Here is an 18530-nt window from a genome sequence, read left to right as displayed (position 1 = left end):
GCCTACTCGTCCCACAGCCCCCTCCCCCGAGCCGCCACCCGCTCCCCGATCCGCTTCCCGGCCTCGGCGACCGACATCGGCTCCAGCTTCCGGCCGTCCCGCAGCCGGATCGCGACCGCCCCCGCGGCCGCCTCCCGGCCCCCGATCACCGCCTGGTACGGCACCAGCCGCGCCTCCCGGATCCGCGCCCCGAGGCTGCCGCGCTCCGGGTCGCGCACCTCCGAGCGCAGCCCGAGGTCCAGGCACAGCTCGTGGAACGCCCGCGCCGCGCCCGCCTCGTCCTCCCCGACCGGCAGCACCGCCACCTGCACCGGGGCCAGCCACGCCGGGAACGCCCCGCCGTGCTGCTCGATCAGGTGCGCCATCACCCGCTCCAGGCTGCCCACGATGCTCCGGTGCACCATCACCGGCCGGTGCCGGGCCCCGTCGGCGCCGATGTACTCCAGCCCGAACTGCTCGGGCTGGTGGAAGTCGATCTGCACGGTCGACAGGGTCGACTCGCGCCCGGCCGGGTCGGCGATCTGCACGTCGATCTTCGGCCCGTAGAACGCCGCCTCGCCCTCGGCCTCCTCGTACTCCAGCCCCGAGGCGTCCAGCACCTCGCGCAGCATGCGGGTGGCCCGCTCCCACATCTCGGGCTTGTCGACGTACTTCCCGCCCGGCCCCGGCAGCGACAGCCGGAACCGCGCGGCCTCGATCCCCAGCGCCGCGTAGGCGTCCCGGATCAGCTGCAACGCGGCCTGTGCCTCGGCCGGGACCTGGTCCAGGGTGCAGAAGATGTGTGCGTCGTTCAGAGTGATGGCCCGCACCCGGGTCAGCCCGCCGAGCGCCCCGGACATCTCCGAGCGGTACATGCCGCCGATCTCGGCCATCCGCAACGGCAGTTCGCGGTAGCTGTGCGCGCGGGAGCGGTAGATCAGCGCGTGGGTCGGGCACAGGCTCGGCCGCAGCACCACCTGCTCGGCGCCCAGGTCCATCGGCGGGAACATGTCGTCGCTGTAGTGCTGCCAGTGGCCGGAGATCTCGTAGAGCTCGCGCTTGCCGAGCACCGGGGAGTACACGTGCTGATATCCGGCGCGGCGCTCGACGGAGCGGATGTACTCCTCGACGGTGTGGCGCACGACCGCGCCGTCCGGGAGCCAGTACGGCAGCCCGGCCCCGATCAGCGGGTCGGTGTCGAACAGTTCGAGCTCGCGGCCGAGCCTGCGGTGGTCGTGCTGGATCTCGTGCTGGACCTCGTTCATGGGACCTCTCCTCGCTCGCATCGGATCAGGGAGGGGCGAGGGTCCCGGGAGAACGACGAAGCCCCGGGGCACTCGCCCCGGGGCTTCGTAGCTGGTTCAGGAATCAGCGCGCCGGGACGGTGTCCGGCGTCGTCGTCTGCATGGCGCGCTTCATGTGATCAACGGTAGCAGATCTCACGCCGACGACACATCCCTGCGTCGCACGCCGACCAGCCCCGCGACGGTCAGCACCGCGGCCACCGCCGTCATCCACACCAGCGGCGCCCAGTGGAACACCCCGCCGGGCACCTTCGGGATGTGCGTGTACGGCGTCAGGTCCAGGAACCACTGCCCGGCGTCGATCAACGGCCCCAGATACGCGATGAACACCAGCGCGCCGAACACCCCGTACGCCGCCGACGTCCACTTCGGCACCAGCCCGAACAGCGCCACCGCGGCCGCCGCGATGATCCACAGCGCCGGCGTGGTGACCAGCCCGGCCTTCACCATCTGCCCGACGTAGCCCCAGAAGTCGCCCAGCACCGCCCCGGCGCCGACCCCCACCCCGAGCCCGCCGGCGGCCATCACCAGCGCGCTGCCGACCGCCGGGAACACCAGATGGCTGCCGGCCCACGCCACCCGCCCGACGGACCCCGACAGCACCGGCTCGGCACGTCCGGAGGTCTCCTCCCCGCGCAGCCGCAGCACCGCCTGCACCGCGTAGAGGGCGGCGGCCATCCCGAGGAAGCTCACCGCGGTCGCCAGATAGGAGTCGGTCAGGCCCTTGGCCCCGCCGTACCGGCCGATGATCTTCTCGACCTGCTGGTTGTCGTTGAGCAGCTGGTCGATGCCCTTGGCGATGGAGCCCATGACGATCCCGAACACGAACATCCCGGCCATCCAGCCCAGCAGCGTCGGCTGCTGCAGCCGCCGTCCCAGGCCGAACACGCCGCGCAGCCCCGGCCCCGCGCTCGCCGGCCCCGGACGCTGCGGCAACAGCCCGCTGCCCAGGTCTCGGGCGTTCTGCACGCGGTAGCCGACGGCGGCGGCCACCACCCCGGCGGCCAGCGCCACGCCGACGACCCACCACCGGTTCCCGGCCCACGGGTGCACGCGCTCGATCCAGCCGAACGGCGACAGCCACGCCACCCACCCGGCGCCGCCGCTGTTCCCGGCCGCGTCCCCGACCGTCCGCAGCAGGTACGCCACGCCGAGGATCAGCGCGCCGATCCCGTTGGCCGCGCGGCCGGTCTCGGTCAGCTGCACCGCGACCGCCTGCGTCCCGGCGAACGCCACGCCGACGGCGAACAGGCACGCGCCGAACGCCAGCGCGCCGCCCACGCTCTGGCCCAGCGCCAGCATCACCACGGCCGAGAGCAGCCCGATGCCGAAGCACGCGCCGACGGCGATCGACAGCGCCGCGGTCAACGGCGCGTTGCGTCCCACGGCGCCCGATCCCAGCAGCTCCAGCCGCCCGGACTCCTCCTCGGCCCGGGTGTGGCGGGTGATCAGCAGGACCACCATGATGCCGATCAGCAGGCCGCCGAAGCCGAGCGTGCGCCAGGCGGTCAGGGCGCCGAGGCTGTGGGTGTCGTAGAGCGGGCCGTAGAGGGCGCGCAGCGAGGGGTTGGTGCCGATGCTGCTGGCGAGTTTGTCGCGATCGGACTGCGCCGGGTAGAGCTTCTTGAGCGAGTACGCGGTGCTGCCGACGGTCGCCAGGAGCGCGTAGATCCACACCGGGAGCATGATGCGGTCGCGGTGGGACGCGAGTTTGATCAGGGTGCGGAGACCGTCGTCGGAGTTCTTCTGGGTGCCGGGTTCGGTGGCGAACTTCGAGGTCTTGTTCGGGTTTTTCTTCGAGTTCTTCTTCGGAGCGTTCTTCGAGGCCTCCGAGGTCGTCGCGGTGCTCACTGCTGCGCCCCTTCGGGCTCGTAGTGCCGCAGGAACAGCTCCTCCAGCGTCGGCGGCCGGCTGACGAGCGTCTTCACACCGATCGCGCTGAGCGCCTTGAGCACGCCGTCGAGGTGGTCGGTGTCGACCTGGGCGGTGAACTTCTCGGCGCCGGCCCTGGCCTCGACCTTGGGGTCGTGCACGCCGGGCAGGTCGGCCAGGCCGGTCGGGGGTCCGGCGAGTTCGGCCTCGACGGTGGTACGGGTCAGGTGCCGCAGCTCGGCCAGCGAGCCGGTCTCCACGGTCTTGCCGGCGCGGATGATGTTCACCCGGTCGCACAGCGCCTCGACCTCGGACAGGATGTGGCTGGAGAGCAGGATGGTGCGGCCGCGTTCGCGCTCGTCGGCCACGCACTGGCGGAAGACGTCCTCCATCAGCGGGTCCAGGCCGGAGGTCGGCTCGTCGAAGACCAGCAGTTCCACGTCGGAGGCCAGGGCGGCGATCAGCGCCACCTTCTGGCGGTTGCCCTTGGAGTACTGGCCGCCCTTCTTGGTCGGGTCCAGCTCGAAGCGCTCCAGCAGATCGGCGCGGCGCCGGGCGTCGACCCCGCCGTGCAGGCCGCCGAGCAGGTCGATCACCTCCCCGCCGGACAGGTTCCGCCACAGCGTGACGTCGCCGGGCACGTAGGCCAGGCGCTTGTGCAGGGCCACCCGGTCGCGCCAGGGGTCGCCGCCGAGCAGGGTCGCGGCGCCGGCGTCGGCCCGGATCAGGCCCAGCAGCACCCGGATGGTCGTCGACTTGCCGGCCCCGTTGGGCCCGAGGAACCCCAGGACCTCGCCCTCGGCGACGGTGAGGTCCAGCCCGTCGAGCGCGCGGGTCCGGCCGAAGGTCTTCACCAGGCCGGACGCGCTGATCGCAGTCGTCATGGGGTCGATCCTACTCCGAACTTTCAGAGTTTTGTGAATGTTATGAAAGTGCAAGCGGAACCGCTACCGTGGACAGATGCGCAAGGACGACCGCCCCGCCGGGCCCGACGCCGACCACGACGCCCGGCGAGCCCCGGACCCGCTGCTGGTCTACATCGACCGCCTCGCCAGCGTCCTGACCGACAGCGGCATCCCGCGCATGCCCTCCCGCGTCTTCGCCGCGCTGATCACCCAGGACGACGGCCGTCTGACCTCCCAGGAACTGTCCGAGATGCTCGACATCTCCCCGGCCGCCGTCTCCGGCGCCATCCGCTACCTGACACAGATCAACCTGGCCACCCGCGAACGTCAGCCCGGAACCCGCCGCGACCGCTACCGCGTCCTGGACGAGGTGTGGCAGGACGCGCTGTTCGAACGGGACACGATCATGGCGCGGTGGGAAGGCAGCCTGGCCGAGGGGGTCGCGGTGGTCGGCGCGGAGACGCCGGCCGGGCGGCGGCTGACCGAGTCGGTGATGATGTTCCAGTTCCTGCGCGGGGAGCTCTCGGGGATGCTGGAGCGGTGGCAGGTGCGGCGCGCGGAGCTGCGCGCCGAGGGGGATCGAGCTGCGGCGGTGGCTCGGGCGCTGGGGTCGGGGGCCGAGTCGGAATCAGGGTCAAGGGCCGAGCCGGAATCAGGGCCAAGGGCTGAGTCGGAATCAGGGTCGGGCGCGGGAGCGAACTAGGCGGCATCGCGGCCGGTAGCGCCGATGTGACGGCACCGGATCGCCCGGACGGCAACCATCCGCCCGCCACCCGCATCGTGCGGGGGTGAAGGGGGTTGGCATGCTTCAAAGACAGAAACCGTCCGACGACGGCTTCGATCGCTTCATGGCCGAACGCTGGCCGCACATCCTGCGCTCGGCGTTCCTGCTCACCGGCGACCGGCACGACGCCGAGGACCTCGCCCAAGCCACGTTCGAGCGAGCGTGCGCCGCGTGGAACAAGGTCCGGCGCGCGGACAACCCGGAGGCCTACCTGCAGCGCGTGCTCGTGAACTGCCATCGCGGACGGTTCCGCAAGCGCCGGGTGGCCGAGCACCCGGTCGCCGTCGTCCCGGAGGGGCTCCGGCTGGTCGGCGACCACGCCGAGGCGCACGGCCGGCGCGACGCGCTGCTGACGGCGCTGGCCGACCTCGCGCCCGGCCAGCGGGCCGTCATCGTCCTGCGGTACTTCGAAGACCTGACCGAGGCACAGGCGGCGGACGTCCTCGGCTGCTCGGTCGGGAACGTCAAGAGCCAGACGGCCAAGGCCCTGGCCCGACTCCGGCGGCACGGCCAGATCACGGATTTCGCACCGACGCCGGCGAAAACATCGGGAACGCGGGAGGGAGTGGCATGACCATCGACGACACCACCGGATACCAGACCGACGCACTCCAGGCGGGACTGCACGCCCGCGCCGACCTCGTCACCATCTCTCGGCCGCCGATCGCCGAAGTGCGGCAGGGAGCGCAAAAGCGCCGGAAGCGGCGCCGGTTGGTCCAGGGCCTGTCCGGTGTGACGGCCACCTGTGCGGTGGTCGCCGGAGTCATCGCCCTGTCGCCGAGCCGGGGTGCCGACAGCAGCCCCGGGCCGGCGACTTCGTTCACGCCCGCACCGACGCACACGTCGGCACCCACCACATCGGCGCCCACTACCTCGATCGCCAACTACCTGCAGGCCTCGGACCTGGGACCCGGATGGCACGCTCCGGTCGGCGCCGGGACTCGGCCCGCGCCGATTCTCGGCAGCTCCCAATGCGGGCTCTCAGGTGCCTTCAAGCCGCCGATGCCCATCAAGCCCGCCCCGAACTACTCGTACACCGCGTCCGGGAACTCGATGCTCGAAGCCGTATACACCTACGCCCCGGGCAACGCGCCGACGATGATGGCGGACGCACGCACAGCGCTCAAGACCGGCTGCGGACGGCCTCAGGAGATCAAGCTGCTCGACTCCCCACCGACCGTCGCCGACGAGGCGATCGTGTTCACCGTGGGCGGAGACTCGCGCAACATCCTGGTCCGGAGCGGCGATCGAGTGGCTTCGGCCGTCGTCAGCCTCATCCCTGCCGGCCAGGCCGGCACGACGTGGATCGACACCGTGGCACAACGGATGGCGACCCGCCTCACGGGCGGCTGAGAGCACGGGCGGCTGAGAACACGGCGGACGCCTCACACGCGAATACTCCGCGGCAGCTCCGCGTCCGCCACGTAGCCGATCCCCCGCACCGTCCGGATCAGATCCGGCACGCCGAGCTTCGCGCGCAGCGTCGCGATGTGCACCTCCAGCGTGCGGTTCGCCGACTTCTCCGTCGTGTGCCAGACCTTGCGCAGTATCAGCTCCCTGCACAGCACCGCGCCCGGCGTGCTCGCCAGCAGGTGCAGCAGGTCGAACTCCTTGCGCGTGAGCACCACCGGCTGGCCGTGCACGTTCACCCGGCGCTCGTCGGCGTCCACCACCACCGGGCCGACGCCCAGGTGGTCCGGGCGTTCCGTCGGGGTGCGCACCGCCGCGCGTATTCGCGTCGAGAGCTCCGTCAGGCCGTACGGCTTCACCACGAAGTCGTCCACGCCGATCCGCCGGCCCTCGATCCACAGCCCGCGGTCGGCGCGCGCGGTGATCGCCACCAGCGCGGCCTCGGTCTGGCGGCGGATGCGCTCGCACAGCGCCAGCGCCTCCTCGTCGAGCAGGCCCAGATCCAGCAGCACCGCGTGCGGCGAGAACGCCGCCATGCCCGGCAGGTCGTCGGCGCGCAGCCGCCGGACCGCGAACCCGTCCAGGCGCAGTGCGTTGTCCAACGCCGGTTGCACCCGGTCGTCCCTGCGGCCGGCCACCACTAGCCTCATTCGCCCGTCACCTCACAGCGCCGAAGTGCGCCCGTTACGACCAAAAACCAGCAAAAATCCGGCAATTTATTAACAATGTTTACCAGGGTCCTGCCATTCTGCTCACCCAGCGTGCCGGAAGGCAATACCGCGCGTGTGGATTTTCTCAACGCATCCTCAAGTCGACCCTCCCCACCAGGGGCGGAAGAAACGGCTCACTGAGCATCGGCCGCCCCGTGCCGGACCCTTGTCAAGACCGACATCTCAGCACGCTCCGACCCAACACTCCGAGAGCGCGGAAGATCGGACGAATACGCCGAATGCATGACGCCACGCCGCACCCCACGGTGCGGAGGGCAGGAATCCGCACCGGCGTCGGCGATGGTGGCCGCATGACCGTCGACGGCTCGTACATGGCGTGGGCACGGCCCACGCGCCGCGTGCACCTCGCGCTGTCGGTGGGGATGACCGTGACCGGCGTCATCCTCATCGCGGCGGGGAACTCCGGGGAACGGAGCGCGGCGCGGACGGCGCCGGTGCTGGGACGGACCGCGGACAGTGTGGTGAGCGGGAGCGGCGGGAGCAGCGGGGCGGCGGGCGGTGCGGGCGGTACGGTTCCGGCGGCGCCGTTGGTGCGCTTCGCGCCTCGGGTTCCGATGCCGGTGCCGGTGCCGGTTCCGGCCGGCGTGCCGGGTGTCGGAGCCAAGACCCATTCGAAGCCGCGGTCGCATGGCCGGCATGTGGTTTCGGTGCTGCCGCCGGAACCCGCACCTCCACCGGCCCACCCGCCGAAGCACTGATTCCGGCAGCGTCTCTGCTGGTCTGTACCCCTGAAGAACGTCTAGGCTGACGGCCGTGGCGATGCGACAACTCGGGGACCTCGAAGCGGCGGTCATGGACCGCATATGGCGGCGCAACCGCCCGGTGCTGGTCAGGGACATCCTCGACGACCTGAACACCGACCGGTCCCTCGCCTACACCACGGTCATGACCGTCATGGACAAGCTGCACCGCAAGGGCTGGCTGCGCCGCCAGCCACAGGGGCGGGCGTACGTCTACGAAGCGGTCGCCTCGCGCGAGTCGTACACGGCGCGGCTGATGCGGGACGCGTGGGCGACGAGCGACAACCAGGCGGTGGCGTTCGTCCACTTCCTGGAGCAGCTGTCCGACGAGGAAGCCAAGGCGCTGCGCGCGGCGCTGGAGATCTGTCCCCCGGCGTCGTCCCCCCCGGCCCCGGAGGAAGAGCAGACGCAGTGACGGCCGCGCTCATCCTGGTCGTCTACGCGCTCTCCGTGGCGGTATTCGCACCGCCGCTCCTCGCCCGGCACTGGCCGTCGGACCGCGCTCCCCGGCTGACGGTGGCGCTGCTGCAGATCCTGACGTGCTCGTTCCTGGTGGCAGCGGTCGCGGTCGGCCTGGCGCTGGCGTTCACGCTGGTCGAGGGGCTGTCGGAGCTGTCGCCGGCCCTGGACTCGTGCGCCGACCAACTCCCGGTGACCGACCACGGCTCCGTCGGCACGGTCCTAGGCCACCTCGGCTGGATCTCAGCGGTCCTGCTCTCCGCCCGGCTGCTCTACTGCCTGGCCGCCACCTTCGGCACAGCCCGCCGTCGCCGCCGAACACACAGCGAAATGCTCCGCATACTCGCCACCCGCGACGACGAACTCGGCGTCCTGATCCTGGACCACCCCGCCCCGGCCTGCTACTGCCTCCCCGGCGACGTGGTGATCACCACCGGAGCACTGGAGCGCCTGAGCGCCAAGCAGGTCGAAGCCGTCCTCCTGCACGAACGCGCCCACCTGTCAGGCCGCCACCACCTGATCATCGCCCTGGCCACCGCCATCCGCCGCACCATCCCCCACATCAGACTCCTGGCCTACGCCGAACGCGAAACCCGCCGCCTGGTCGAACTCATCGCCGACGACGCCGCCGTCGCCCACACCGGAGCACCCACCGTCGCCGCAGCCCTCGCCGTCATCGGCACAGCCCAAGGCACCGACCCGGCGCCGCACTACGACCCGGTCCCAGAGACAGCCCTGGCAATCGACTCCTCCCCCACCCTCCGCCGCATCCGCCGCCTCCTCCGCCTGGACCACCCCCTCACCCGCCGCGGCCACGCCCTGGTCATCGCCACAACAACAGTGGCCACAGTGTTACCGGTCGCGCTCCTGGCGGTATCGGGCGCGACGCTGCTGCGGCCGTGCCCGCCAGACAGCGCCAGCGGATGGTCGCGGACGGTGGTGGTGTCGGTGGACGGCGCGGACGGGAGTTAGGGAGTTAGGGGGCTGGTTTGGGGCCACCGCCGGCACGGCAGCAGCGCCAGCACCTAGCACCGAGACCACTCGGCGCGGCCACCAACGGTTCGAGCACGGCGACCAACCCCCCGCCACTAAACGATCGCGCAGCATTTGCGCCAAACAGCTCGGCACCGCCGCGCGGCGGTCGAGCACCGCAATCGCTCGGCACCGCTGCCAGGCAGCGAGACACCACGGCGGGCCCGGCACCCGCCGCCGCGCTATCAGGCACGGCACAGCGACCGACCCGCCACTACCGCTGAGCGATCGGGCAGTACCTGCGCCAAACAGTCGGGCATGCGGTAGGCCGGGCACTGCCGCCCAGCGGTCAGGCGCCGCAATCGCGCGGCACCGCTGCCGGGCAGCGAGACACCACGGCGGGCCCGGCACCGCCGCAATACCAGTGCCGAACAGCCGGGCATACCGTCGGCCGGGCACTGCCACCAAGCGGTCAGGCACCGCAATCACCCGGCACCTCTGCCAAGCAGCGAGGCACAGCGACCGACCCGCCATCACGGCTAAACGATCGGGCGGTACCTGCGCCAAACAGTCGGGCATGCGGTAGGCCGGGCACTGCCGCCCAGCGGTCAGGCGCCGCAAACGCCCGGCAGCGAGACACCACGGCGGGCCCGGCAGCCGCCGCAATACCAGTGTCGAACAGTCGGGCATGCCCGGCACTGCCGCCCAGCGCTCGAGCACCGCAATCGCTCGGCACGGCTGCCAAACGGTCCGGCACTATGTGCTCAAGCACCGCAACGGCACCGCGACTAGGCACTCGGGCTCTGCGACCGTCGTACCGACCAATCCGGCACTAGCACCATGCGGTCGTTTCCTTCACCTCCGCAGCACTCGCCAACCCGGCACTACTGCCATCCGGTCGTTGCCTTCGCTAGACAGCAGCGGTCGCCTATCGGCAGCTGAAGCGGTTCCGCGCCCAGTCTCATGGGGCCAGTTATCTACTCCCCCACCGCGCCCACGACCTCCACCACCATCTCCCCCAGCAAGCCGGCGTCCGCGAGCATCTCGATGCCGGCGATGCGGCCGCCGATGATCGTGAAGTCGAAGACCACGCGCGGCGTTCCGGCCACCGCCCACACCAGGCCCGCGCTGCCGTCGAGGAGGGCCAGCTGGGCGGCTTGGGCGCGGCCGGAGAAGACCTCGGCGACGTCGCGGGCGCCGCGGGCGTCGGTTGCGCCGAAGCCGGCGGCGGTCAGGTCGGTGCGGAGGACCACGTCCGGGTCGAGGAGCTTCAGTAGGCCGGCGAAGTTGCCGCCGCGGGAGGCCGCCAGGAAGGCGCTCACCACTTCGCGCTGGCGGGCGCGGTCGGCTTCCGATTCCTCTTCGGCCTGGCCTTGGACGCGGCGGCGGGCTCGGCTCGCGAGTTGGCGTACCGCGGCCGTGGACTTGCCGACGATCGGGGCGATCTCCTCGAACGGGACCGCGAACATGTCGTGCAGTACGAATGCCAGCCGCTCCGCCGGGCTCAGCGTGTCCATCACCACCAGCAGGGCCAGCCCGACCGAGTCCGACAGCTCCGCGGCCAGCTCCGGGTCGGCCAGCGCGTCACGCTCCGACGCCTCGACCGCCTCGGCGCCGGCCGGCCCCTCCAGGTCCTCCTCGCCGTGGTTGCGGCGTGCCCGCAGCACGTCCAGGCACACCCGGCCGGTCACCGTGGTGAGCCACCCGGCCAGGTTCTCCACCTCCGCCACGTCCGAACGGTTCAGCCGCAGGTACGCCTCCTGCACGGCGTCGTCCGCCTCGGCCAGCGACCCGAGCATGCGGTACGCCACCGCCTTCAGGTGCGGACGCTGCGACTGGAAGAACTGAGCGAGCTGATCGGCGTCGGTCATGGCTCCACATTCTGCGGTCAGGTTCAGGCGGTCACCACTCTGACGTCAGCGTTCGCGGGAATGTGACAGCCGTCGGAGGGTTCCGGGTCACTGATACCACCAACATCATCAACCATGCCAGGCTCAGAAGCCCGATCAGGCTCACAGACACCCTCAGAGGCAGGAGCCCCATCAGACCCATGCACCCCGCCGACCCCCGTCCCCCGCAGCAGCACCCCCGCCACGACCGCCGCCACCACGCTCACCGCAGCCGTCGCCGCGAACCCCCACCGGCTGTCGGTGTGATCGGTGAGCTCCGCGACCCCGAGCATCACCACCACCGTGGCCGCCAACCCGCCGCCGTTCGCCAGCCCGAACGCCCGCCCGACGTGCGCCTCGTCCACGCTCGTCAGCACCAACGACCGCGAAGCGATCCGCGCCGTCCCGAACGTGAACGCCCCGATCGTCACCCCCGCCGCCAAAAACCCCGGCCCGAACTGCGGCTCCAGCACGAACACCGTGTTGCACGCCAAGAACCCGCCGACCGCGATCGGCAGATCCCCGAACCGCCGCCCCACAGCCTTGTAGAACACCGTCGCCGCCAGAAACCCCAGACTCCCGACGGCATCGACGAGCCCGAACAACCCCGCCCCGCGCCCCCACTCCCCCATGACCAGCTTCGGCAGCAGCGCGTTGAACACCGTCACCACCACGCTGCCCTGCGCGTACAGCACGATCAGCCGAACGAGCGGAGGGTGCGAGACCGATCCCGAGCCACCCGACCCGACAGGAATCCGAGCGCCCACAACCGAATCAGCGCCTGTCTCTACCTCCAGCCCGAGCACAGGACGCCGCCCCACAGCAGCCACCAACCCCGCCGACACCACGAACGTTCCAGCGTTGAACACCAACAACGGCGAAGCCCCCAACCGCTGCACCAACAACCCACCGACCGTCGCCGACAACAACATCCCGGCCTGCGTCGCCATCTCGTAGTTCGCGTTGAAGCGCCGCACCTGCGAAGCCCGCACCCGCTCCTTGACCATCGCGTTGCTCACCGGAAAGAACAGCGCCGCCACCACCGCCAGCGCGAAGTTCGCCGCGTACACCCCCGGCCCCTTCGCACCCCCGAACGTCAGCCACACCGGCAGCGCCAACGCCAGCACCGCCGACGTCGCGTCGCACCCGATCCACAGCCGACGCCGGTCGTACCGGTCCGCCAGCCGCCCGAAGTACGGCGAAAGCACCGCCTGCGGCACCGCGACCGCGACGAACAGCAGCCCGACCGACAGCATCGTCCTGTCGCTACGGATCATCAGCAGCGCCCCGGCGATCAACTGCACGTTGTTCCCCAGGGCGGTCACGAAAGCGGCGGGCACGAGCAGCCGCTCGGCCCGCCGCGTGGCGCTTGCGAGTTCCATACCGACCAGTGTCGGCAGCATCGCTGACATCAACTGTCAGCGATAAGGAAGAGAATCCCCTCACTCCTCCGGACGCCGGAAAACCACCACCAGCACCCGCAAAGCCAACACGCTCGCCACTGCCAGGAAGCTGTACCCAAGGAACTGGTACAGGCTCACCGCCTTCCCCACCATCGGCCCGTTCTGCCGCCCGACCAACAACACCCCCATCAACCCCGACGTCGCCGCGATCACCGTGATCAGCACCTGGTGCACCAGCCCGGTCACCACATCCCGGTCCCGCCGATCGGCGAACAACCGCACGTTCACACTCAGCTTCCCGCTCTCCAGCGCCCCGACCAGCCGGTCCATCCGGCGCGGAAACCGCCGCAGCATCGGCACCAGCGCCGCCAGCTCGGTGACCGCCTCCCGCTTCAGCGCCGACGGCGTCAGCCGCTCGGCCGCGTACCCGCCGGCCAGCTTGCGCGCCTCGGTGACGATGTCGAAGTCGCGCGCCAGCTCGGTGAGCGTCCCCTCCAACGTCCCCAGCGCCCGGAACACCGCCGCGACCTCGGCCGGGACCGCCAAACCATATGAGCTGACGATCCGGAACAGATCGGTGAACATCGCGACGTCGAACCCTGAGTCGCCGCGCAGATGCCGCGCGGTGAACCGCCCCAGGTCCCGCTCCAGCGCGGCCTCGTCGATCTCCTCCGGCGCCGTCATGACCTCCAGCACCGCATCGCACAGATACAGCGGGTCCCCGGCGTCGACGGCGGCCAGCAGCCGCTGCATCGACGACCGCAGCGAGGAGTCCAGCCGCCCCACGGAGCCGAAGTCGAGCATCCCGAGCCGGCCGTCGGTCAGCAGCAGGATGTTGCCGGGGTGCGGATCGGCGTGGAAGACGCCGTCGATCATCACCTGCCGCAGCAGGTAGTCCAGCAGCCGCTCGGCCAGCTCCCGCGACGAGATCCCGCGCTCGGCCAGCTGCGGCATCGCGCGCCGCAGCGGCACGCCCTCGAACCGCTCCATCACCAGCACCCGCTTGGACGAATGCTCCGTGAACGCCTTCGGCACCGCCACGCCCTCGACCCGCGTCACCGCGACGGCCGCCAGGTTCCGCGCCTCGATGCGGAAGTCCAACTCCTCGCGCAGCGCGGCCGCGAACCCCGAGGCGAGCGCCACCGCGCCCAGCGACCGGGCCCACGACGTGCGCCGCTCCAGCGTCCGGGCCAGCCGCCGGATGATGTCCAGGTCCCGCTCCACGACGGTGGTCACGCCGGGCCGGCGCACCTTGACCACCACCTCCTCGCCGGAGACCAGCCGCGCCGAGTGCACCTGCGCCACCGACGCCGCCGCCATCGGCTCCCGGTCGAAGCGGGCGAAGACCGACGCGACCGTGCCGTACTCGGCGACCAGGACGGCCTCTATCTCCGGCCAGGGCACGAATGCGGCCTCGTGCTGCAACAGCGACAGCTCCTCGACCACCTCAGCCGGCAGCAGGTCGCGCCGGGTGGACAGGATCTGCCCGAACTTGATGAACGTCAGCCCGCCCTCGTTCAGCGCGCCGCGCAACGACCGGCCGATGTTCGCCTGCGGACGTCGGCCCCGCAGGTACGGCCCGAGGCCGTGCCGCATCAGGATCATGGTGAAGCGCCAGTAGCGGCGCGAGCGCGCCACCCGCTGTCGCAGGCCGCTGATCCACTCCAGCGGCGTCGGCAGGCTGCCGCTGGGCGCCAGCGCCTCGGCGACCACCAGGAACACCATGCTGGGCAACAGGATCACCAGCAGCGACAGGACCAGCAGCAGCGGCTTCTTGGAGTCCGCGAGGCTGCCGTCGGGCAGCTTGGGCCCGAGCATCGCGGTCAGGATCGGCCCCGACATGGCCCAGGAGATCCCGGCGGCCAGGACCAGCCGGGTGGCCGAGAACCGGACGCCGAGCAGGCGGCGCACGACCGAGGCCAGCACGACCACCGTCAGGATCCACGTGAGGACGAACAGCGGCCCCTGCAAGTAGCTCATGCGGCGACCTTATTGGTCGCCGCATGAGGGAGGGGCTCTTTACGCCCCGGCGGCCACGGCGCCGGAGGCCGGCTTGGCGTCGCTCGTCCCGCTCGTCCCGGTGCCCCCGGAGGATCCGGCGGCCGAGGACGACGCCGGGGCGGCTTCCGGCAGCTTCATCTCCGGCAGGTCGGTGTGCAACGGGATCTCACCGGGGATCTCATCGGTGAGCGCCGGGGAGTCCTCGTCGAGGATCGGGGAGACAGCCGAGGTGCAGAAGCTGCAACGCCGGGCCCGCGCCGGTATCTGCTGCAGGCACTCCGGGCAGGCGCGCTTGGCATGCGACAGGTCGTGGTGCGGGTTCAGCTCCTCGGTGATCTTGTTGACCGGCAGCACGATGAGGAAGTACAGCGTCGCGGCGGTGAGCAGGAAGCTGATGCCGGCGTTGATGAACGTCCCGTAGGGGAACGTCGTCTTGCCGAGCGTGAACACCTTCTTGCTGTAGTCGCCGATGCCGCCGGTCGCCCAGCCGATCAGCGGTGTGAGGAACGCGCCGGTGAACGCGGTGACCAGTGTCGCGAACGCGGCGCCGATGACCACGCCGACGGCGAGCCCGACGACGTTGCCGCGCACGACGAATTTCACGAAGCCGTTCATTGACCCCCCTGGGTCTGGACAGGATCCTGACGAAACGTGCGCGCGGCAGCATGCCACATTCAGTGGACACCTGTGAAAACCGGGACGCCAGCAGGGGTTTTCACCCCTGCGGCTGCTGCTCCGGCCGCTGCTCCGACTGCTGCTCCGACTGCTGCTCGGGCAGCTCCTCGGACTCCGCCGCGGGCCCCTCCATGGACGCCGCCACAGTGCCTGCCTCGGGCTCCTCCGCGGCCCCTTCCGCGTCCTGCGCGCGCCGCGTGCTCCACAGGCTGGTCACCGTGGTGATCGCCAGCACGCCGATGATGACGCCGAGCGAGGTGGCGATGCCGATGGTCGGCACGGTGACCGGTCCGACGTGCTCGACCCCGGAGCCGTGCAGCGCCTCGAAGACCATCTTCACGCCGATGAAGCCCAGGATCACCGACAGGCCGTAGGACAGGTGCACCAGCCGGTCCATCAGCGCGCCGAGCAGGAAGTACAGCTGGCGCAGGCCCAGCAGCGCGAAGGCGTTGGCGGTGAAGACGATGTACGGCTCCTTGGTCAGACCGAAGATGGCCGGGATCGAGTCCAGGGCGAAGAGCAGGTCGGTGGAGCCGATGGCGACCATGACGATCAGCATCGGGGTGAAGCGGCGGTGGCCGTCGACGTGGCTGACCAGCCGCGCGCCGTCGTAGTCGTCGGTGGTGCGCACGGCGGTGCGGACCCGGCGCAGCAGCCGGTTCTCCTTGAACTCCTCCTCGCCGCCGTGCCCGGTGGCCAGCTTCACCGCGGTGTAGACCAGGAAGGCGCCGAAGACGTAGAAGATCCAGCTGAACTGGTTGATCACGGCGCTGCCGACGCCGATGAAGATGCCGCGCAGCACCAGCGCCATCACCACGCCCCACAGCAGCACCTGGGACTGGTAGGCGCGCGGGACGCGGAGTTTGGTCAGGATGATGACGAAGACGAACAGGTTGTCGACGCTGAGGCTGTACTCGGTGATCCAGCCGGCGAAGAACTCGCTGCCGTAGCGGTGGCCGGTGAAGTACCAGACTCCGACGCCGAACAGGATGCTGGCCGCGACGATGCCGGCGACCCAGACCGCGGCCTCGCGGGTCTTGATGGCGTGCGGGTACCGGATGCCGTGCCACAGGTCCAGGCCGACGGCCACGGCCAGGACGGCGATCGTGGCGATCCAGACGGTCAGGGTGACGTGCATGGCGGGACTCCTCCGGCGTTGTCAGGGCGTGCACAAGCGCCGAAAGTCTTCTCCACCTGGAACCCGCGAAACCGCAGGTCAGGCCGGGGGGCCGGGAGCCGGGGGCTCCGTGATGACGACCCGTCCGATTGAGGAGTACTCCCCTTCGATGCTTCCATGCTCCCAGCTGGCGGGCCGATCGTGCAAACCGACGGCCCGACCCCTCGTCCGGCGGGCGCCGATCTGCTTTGATGGAGCCGGATCTTTGTGGTGTAGACCACATGGCCGAACTGCACCACGCCGCACCGCATCGAGGGAGAAGCCCATGGAGTCCCTGCCGCCGGAGCTGTCGCCGACCGGATACCTCGCCGAGGTGCGCCGGGTCCTGGAGCACATCGAGAAGACCCAGGCCGACGCGGTGGTGGCGGCCGGAGCCCTGATCGCGGACTCGATCGCCGCCGAGGGCGTGCTGCAGGCCTTCGGGACCGGGCACTCCGAGGCGCTGGCGATGGAGGTCTCCGGGCGTGCGGGCGGGTTCGTGCCGAGCAACAAGCTGGCGCTGCGCGACCTGATCCTGTTCGGCGGGGAGCCGGTGGACCTGCTCGACGACCCCAAGGTCGAGCGGCGGGAGGGGCTGGCGAAGCGGATCTACGAGCTGGCGCCGGTCGAGCCGCAGGACGTGTTCGTGATCGCGTCGAACTCCGGCGGCAACGGGGTGATCGTGGAGATGGCCGAGCACGTCACCTCCCTGGGTCACAAGCTGATCGCCATCACCTCCCTGGAGCACACGTCGCGCATCACGTCGCGCCACTCCTCCGGCAAGGTGCTCAAGGACTTCGCGGACGTGGTGCTGGACAACGGCGCGCCGTACGGGGACGCGGTGCTGCCGCTGCCGTCGTTCGGCGCGAACGTGTGCGGGATCTCCTCGGTGGGCAACGCGGTGCTGGCGCAGATGGTGATCGCCGAATCGGTGCGCCTGCTGGCCGAGCGCGGTGTCGAGGCGCCGATGTACCTTTCGGCGAACGCCACCGGCAGCGACGGCCACAACGACGCCTTGGAGGCTCGGTACGCGGGGCGGATCCGGCGCTCGGCGTCCTGAAAGCGGCAGCGACGCACCACTGGCATCGCACCAATAGCCGCAACTTTGTGCGCCCACCCGTCTCCCACCACCACCCGTTATGGAGACGCTTCGCGTCACAATCGCATTGGGATGGAATAGATCACCACCGGTTCGCCGCTCTTCGTTAGGCTGGACGTGAACCGCCGGACAGCCACGACAAGACGGATGGGGTGCTTCACAGTGGTCGCGCGCAAGGATCCGAAGGCTCTCTACGAGCTGGCGCCCGGCACTCCGGGCCTGGCCGGCGTCGTGTTGCTGCACCAGATGGAGGGCTTCATGGACGCCGGCGGCGCCGGCCGCCTGGCCTCCGAGCACCTGCTGGACCAGTTCGACCACCGCCTGGTGGCGTCCTTCGACGTGGACCGGCTCATCGACTACCGCAGCCGGCGCCCCACGATGACCTTCGACAAGGACCACTACGACCACTACGAAGACCCGGCCCTGGACCTGCACCTGCTCACCGACGGGGCGGGCAAGCGCTTCCTGCTCCTGGACGGCCTGGAACCGGACCGCGAGTGGGAGCTGTTCGCGCTGGCGGTCCGCAGCCTGGTCGAGCACTTCGACGTGAGCATCACCGTCGGCATGCACGGCATCCCCATGGGCATCCCCCATACCCGCCCCCTGGGCATCACCGCGCACGCCACCAACCCCGGCCTGGTCGACACCACGGACCAGCCGGTCCTGGACCGCCTCCAGGTCCCCAGCAGCGCGGCATCCCTGCTGGAGTACCGCCTCGGCGAGTGGGGCCACGACGCCGCCGGCTTCGCGGTCCACGTCCCGCACTACCTGGCCTCGTCCCTGTATCCGCAGGCTGCGATCCGCCTCCTGCGCGCGGTCTCGGAGGCGACCGGCCTGGTCCTGCCGGACGTCGAACTCCGCGACGCGGCCCGCCGCGCCTCGGAGGACATCGACCGCCAGGTCCAGGAGTCCTCGGAGGTCGAGGACGTGGTGCGAGCACTGGAGCGGCAGTACGACGCGTTCAACGTGACGGATCGCAAGAACCTGCTGAGCGACAACGACGGCAAGATGCCGACCGCCGATGAGCTGGCGGCGGAGTTCGAGCGGTTCCTGGCCGACCAGGACGGGCCGCCGCCGAGCCCGTGAGGCGGTGGGCTTCAGGCAGCAGCCAGAACCCTGATTCAAGTGGATGAGAGGCCGCCGCGCCCGAC

17 protein-coding genes are annotated in these 18530 nt (G+C 70.6%); 8 read left to right on the top strand and 9 right to left on the bottom strand.

Annotated features, from left to right (window positions below; all coding sequences use genetic code 11):
* Positions 1-2: 2 nt before the first annotated feature.
* The 3 genes from thrS to ABH920_RS46220 form a co-directional block, all read right to left on the bottom strand.
* Positions 3-1244, bottom strand: a complete 1242-nt coding sequence (thrS, locus tag ABH920_RS46230; RefSeq protein WP_370355730.1) for a threonine--tRNA ligase — start codon at positions 1242-1244, stop codon at positions 3-5.
* Between the two features lie 174 nt (positions 1245-1418).
* A complete protein-coding gene (locus ABH920_RS46225) occupies positions 1419-3134 on the bottom strand; it encodes an ABC transporter permease (protein ID WP_370355729.1) in 1716 nt (571 codons plus the stop codon).
* Positions 3131-4039: an ATP-binding cassette domain-containing protein gene (locus ABH920_RS46220; RefSeq protein ID WP_370355728.1), complete on the bottom strand. Its 909-nt coding sequence runs from the start codon at positions 4037-4039 to the stop codon at positions 3131-3133. The genes ABH920_RS46225 and ABH920_RS46220 overlap by 4 nt, the downstream gene beginning before the upstream one ends.
* Before the next feature lie 76 nt (positions 4040-4115).
* Between ABH920_RS46220 and ABH920_RS46215 the strand changes: the two genes are divergently transcribed.
* From ABH920_RS46215 to ABH920_RS46205, 3 genes are all read left to right on the top strand, one after another.
* The gene (locus ABH920_RS46215) at positions 4116-4763 is read left to right on the top strand and encodes a GbsR/MarR family transcriptional regulator (protein ID WP_370355727.1); all 648 of its coding nucleotides are present in this window, start codon (positions 4116-4118) and stop codon (positions 4761-4763) included.
* A gap of 100 nt (positions 4764-4863) precedes the next feature.
* On the top strand, positions 4864-5418 hold the full coding sequence (locus ABH920_RS46210; protein WP_370355726.1) for a SigE family RNA polymerase sigma factor: 555 nt from the start codon (positions 4864-4866) through the stop codon (positions 5416-5418).
* Positions 5415-6197 (top strand): hypothetical protein, encoded by a 783-nt coding sequence (locus ABH920_RS46205; protein WP_370355725.1) that lies wholly within the window; start codon positions 5415-5417, stop codon positions 6195-6197. The genes ABH920_RS46210 and ABH920_RS46205 overlap by 4 nt, the downstream gene beginning before the upstream one ends.
* Before the next feature lie 32 nt (positions 6198-6229).
* On the opposite strand, the gene ABH920_RS46200 is transcribed toward ABH920_RS46205, so the two are convergent.
* Positions 6230-6904, bottom strand: coding sequence for a response regulator transcription factor (locus tag ABH920_RS46200; protein ID WP_194922138.1), 675 nt, complete (start codon positions 6902-6904; stop codon positions 6230-6232).
* Positions 6905-7275: 371 nt separating this feature from the next.
* Here ABH920_RS46200 and ABH920_RS46195 point away from each other — a divergent pair, with 371 nt between their 5' ends.
* The 3 genes from ABH920_RS46195 (at position 7276) to ABH920_RS46185 (ending at position 9156) form a co-directional block, all read left to right on the top strand.
* The gene (locus ABH920_RS46195) at positions 7276-7683 is read left to right on the top strand and encodes a hypothetical protein (protein WP_370355724.1); all 408 of its coding nucleotides are present in this window, start codon (positions 7276-7278) and stop codon (positions 7681-7683) included.
* Between the two features lie 61 nt (positions 7684-7744).
* On the top strand, positions 7745-8140 hold the full coding sequence (locus ABH920_RS46190) for a BlaI/MecI/CopY family transcriptional regulator (RefSeq protein WP_370355782.1): 396 nt from the start codon (positions 7745-7747) through the stop codon (positions 8138-8140).
* Positions 8137-9156 (top strand): M56 family metallopeptidase, encoded by a 1020-nt coding sequence (locus ABH920_RS46185; protein WP_370355723.1) that lies wholly within the window; start codon positions 8137-8139, stop codon positions 9154-9156. The genes ABH920_RS46190 and ABH920_RS46185 overlap by 4 nt, the downstream gene beginning before the upstream one ends.
* Positions 9157-10133: 977 nt before the next feature.
* Here the strand turns inward: ABH920_RS46185 and ABH920_RS46180 are convergent.
* The 5 genes from ABH920_RS46180 to ABH920_RS46160 all read right to left on the bottom strand — a co-directional run bounded on the left by ABH920_RS46180 (position 10134) and on the right by ABH920_RS46160 (position 16262).
* On the bottom strand, positions 10134-11027 hold the full coding sequence (locus ABH920_RS46180; RefSeq protein WP_370355722.1) for a sigma-70 family RNA polymerase sigma factor: 894 nt from the start codon (positions 11025-11027) through the stop codon (positions 10134-10136).
* A 23-nt stretch (positions 11028-11050) separates the two neighbouring features.
* On the bottom strand, positions 11051-12427 hold the full coding sequence (locus ABH920_RS46175) for an MFS transporter (RefSeq protein ID WP_370355721.1): 1377 nt from the start codon (positions 12425-12427) through the stop codon (positions 11051-11053).
* Between the two features lie 60 nt (positions 12428-12487).
* Positions 12488-14428 carry an ABC1 kinase family protein gene (locus ABH920_RS46170; RefSeq protein ID WP_370355720.1) on the bottom strand — a complete coding sequence of 647 codons (1941 nt, stop codon included), beginning with the start codon at positions 14426-14428 and terminating at the stop codon, positions 12488-12490.
* A 39-nt stretch (positions 14429-14467) separates the two neighbouring features.
* Positions 14468-15064 (bottom strand): MscL family protein, encoded by a 597-nt coding sequence (locus ABH920_RS46165; RefSeq protein WP_370355719.1) that lies wholly within the window; start codon positions 15062-15064, stop codon positions 14468-14470.
* A 100-nt stretch (positions 15065-15164) separates the two neighbouring features.
* Positions 15165-16262: a TerC family protein gene (locus ABH920_RS46160; RefSeq protein ID WP_370355718.1), complete on the bottom strand. Its 1098-nt coding sequence runs from the start codon at positions 16260-16262 to the stop codon at positions 15165-15167.
* Between the two features lie 304 nt (positions 16263-16566).
* Between ABH920_RS46160 and ABH920_RS46155 the strand changes: the two genes are divergently transcribed.
* On the top strand, positions 16567-17340 hold the full coding sequence (locus ABH920_RS46155) for a sugar isomerase domain-containing protein (RefSeq protein WP_370355717.1): 774 nt from the start codon (positions 16567-16569) through the stop codon (positions 17338-17340).
* Between the two features lie 201 nt (positions 17341-17541).
* Positions 17542-18465: a proteasome assembly chaperone family protein gene (locus tag ABH920_RS46150; RefSeq protein WP_370355716.1), complete on the top strand. Its 924-nt coding sequence runs from the start codon at positions 17542-17544 to the stop codon at positions 18463-18465.
* Positions 18466-18530: the final 65 nt, after the last annotated feature.

Source organism: Catenulispora sp. EB89, assembly GCF_041261445.1.
Taxonomy (GTDB): domain Bacteria; phylum Actinomycetota; class Actinomycetes; order Streptomycetales; family Catenulisporaceae; genus Catenulispora.
Note: the sequence above shows the minus strand (reverse complement) of the source record. Positions and strands in the feature narration are given on the sequence as shown.

Coding starts and splice junctions, on each gene's coding strand:
- thrS (WP_370355730.1), bottom strand. CDS start 1,244: ATGAACGAGGTCCAGCACGAGATCCAGCACGACCACCGCAGGCTCGGC.
- ABH920_RS46220 (WP_370355728.1), bottom strand. CDS start 4,039: ATGACGACTGCGATCAGCGCGTCCGGCCTGGTGAAGACCTTCGGCCGG.
- ABH920_RS46215 (WP_370355727.1), top strand. CDS start 4,116: ATGCGCAAGGACGACCGCCCCGCCGGGCCCGACGCCGACCACGACGCC.
- ABH920_RS46210 (WP_370355726.1), top strand. CDS start 4,864: ATGCTTCAAAGACAGAAACCGTCCGACGACGGCTTCGATCGCTTCATG.
- ABH920_RS46205 (WP_370355725.1), top strand. CDS start 5,415: ATGACCATCGACGACACCACCGGATACCAGACCGACGCACTCCAGGCG.
- ABH920_RS46200 (WP_194922138.1), bottom strand. CDS start 6,904: ATGAGGCTAGTGGTGGCCGGCCGCAGGGACGACCGGGTGCAACCGGCG.
- ABH920_RS46195 (WP_370355724.1), top strand. CDS start 7,276: ATGACCGTCGACGGCTCGTACATGGCGTGGGCACGGCCCACGCGCCGC.
- ABH920_RS46190 (WP_370355782.1), top strand. CDS start 7,745: ATGCGACAACTCGGGGACCTCGAAGCGGCGGTCATGGACCGCATATGG.
- ABH920_RS46180 (WP_370355722.1), bottom strand. CDS start 11,027: ATGACCGACGCCGATCAGCTCGCTCAGTTCTTCCAGTCGCAGCGTCCG.
- ABH920_RS46175 (WP_370355721.1), bottom strand. CDS start 12,427: ATGGAACTCGCAAGCGCCACGCGGCGGGCCGAGCGGCTGCTCGTGCCC.
- ABH920_RS46170 (WP_370355720.1), bottom strand. CDS start 14,428: ATGAGCTACTTGCAGGGGCCGCTGTTCGTCCTCACGTGGATCCTGACG.
- ABH920_RS46165 (WP_370355719.1), bottom strand. CDS start 15,064: ATGAACGGCTTCGTGAAATTCGTCGTGCGCGGCAACGTCGTCGGGCTC.
- ABH920_RS46160 (WP_370355718.1), bottom strand. CDS start 16,262: ATGCACGTCACCCTGACCGTCTGGATCGCCACGATCGCCGTCCTGGCC.
- ABH920_RS46155 (WP_370355717.1), top strand. CDS start 16,567: ATGGAGTCCCTGCCGCCGGAGCTGTCGCCGACCGGATACCTCGCCGAG.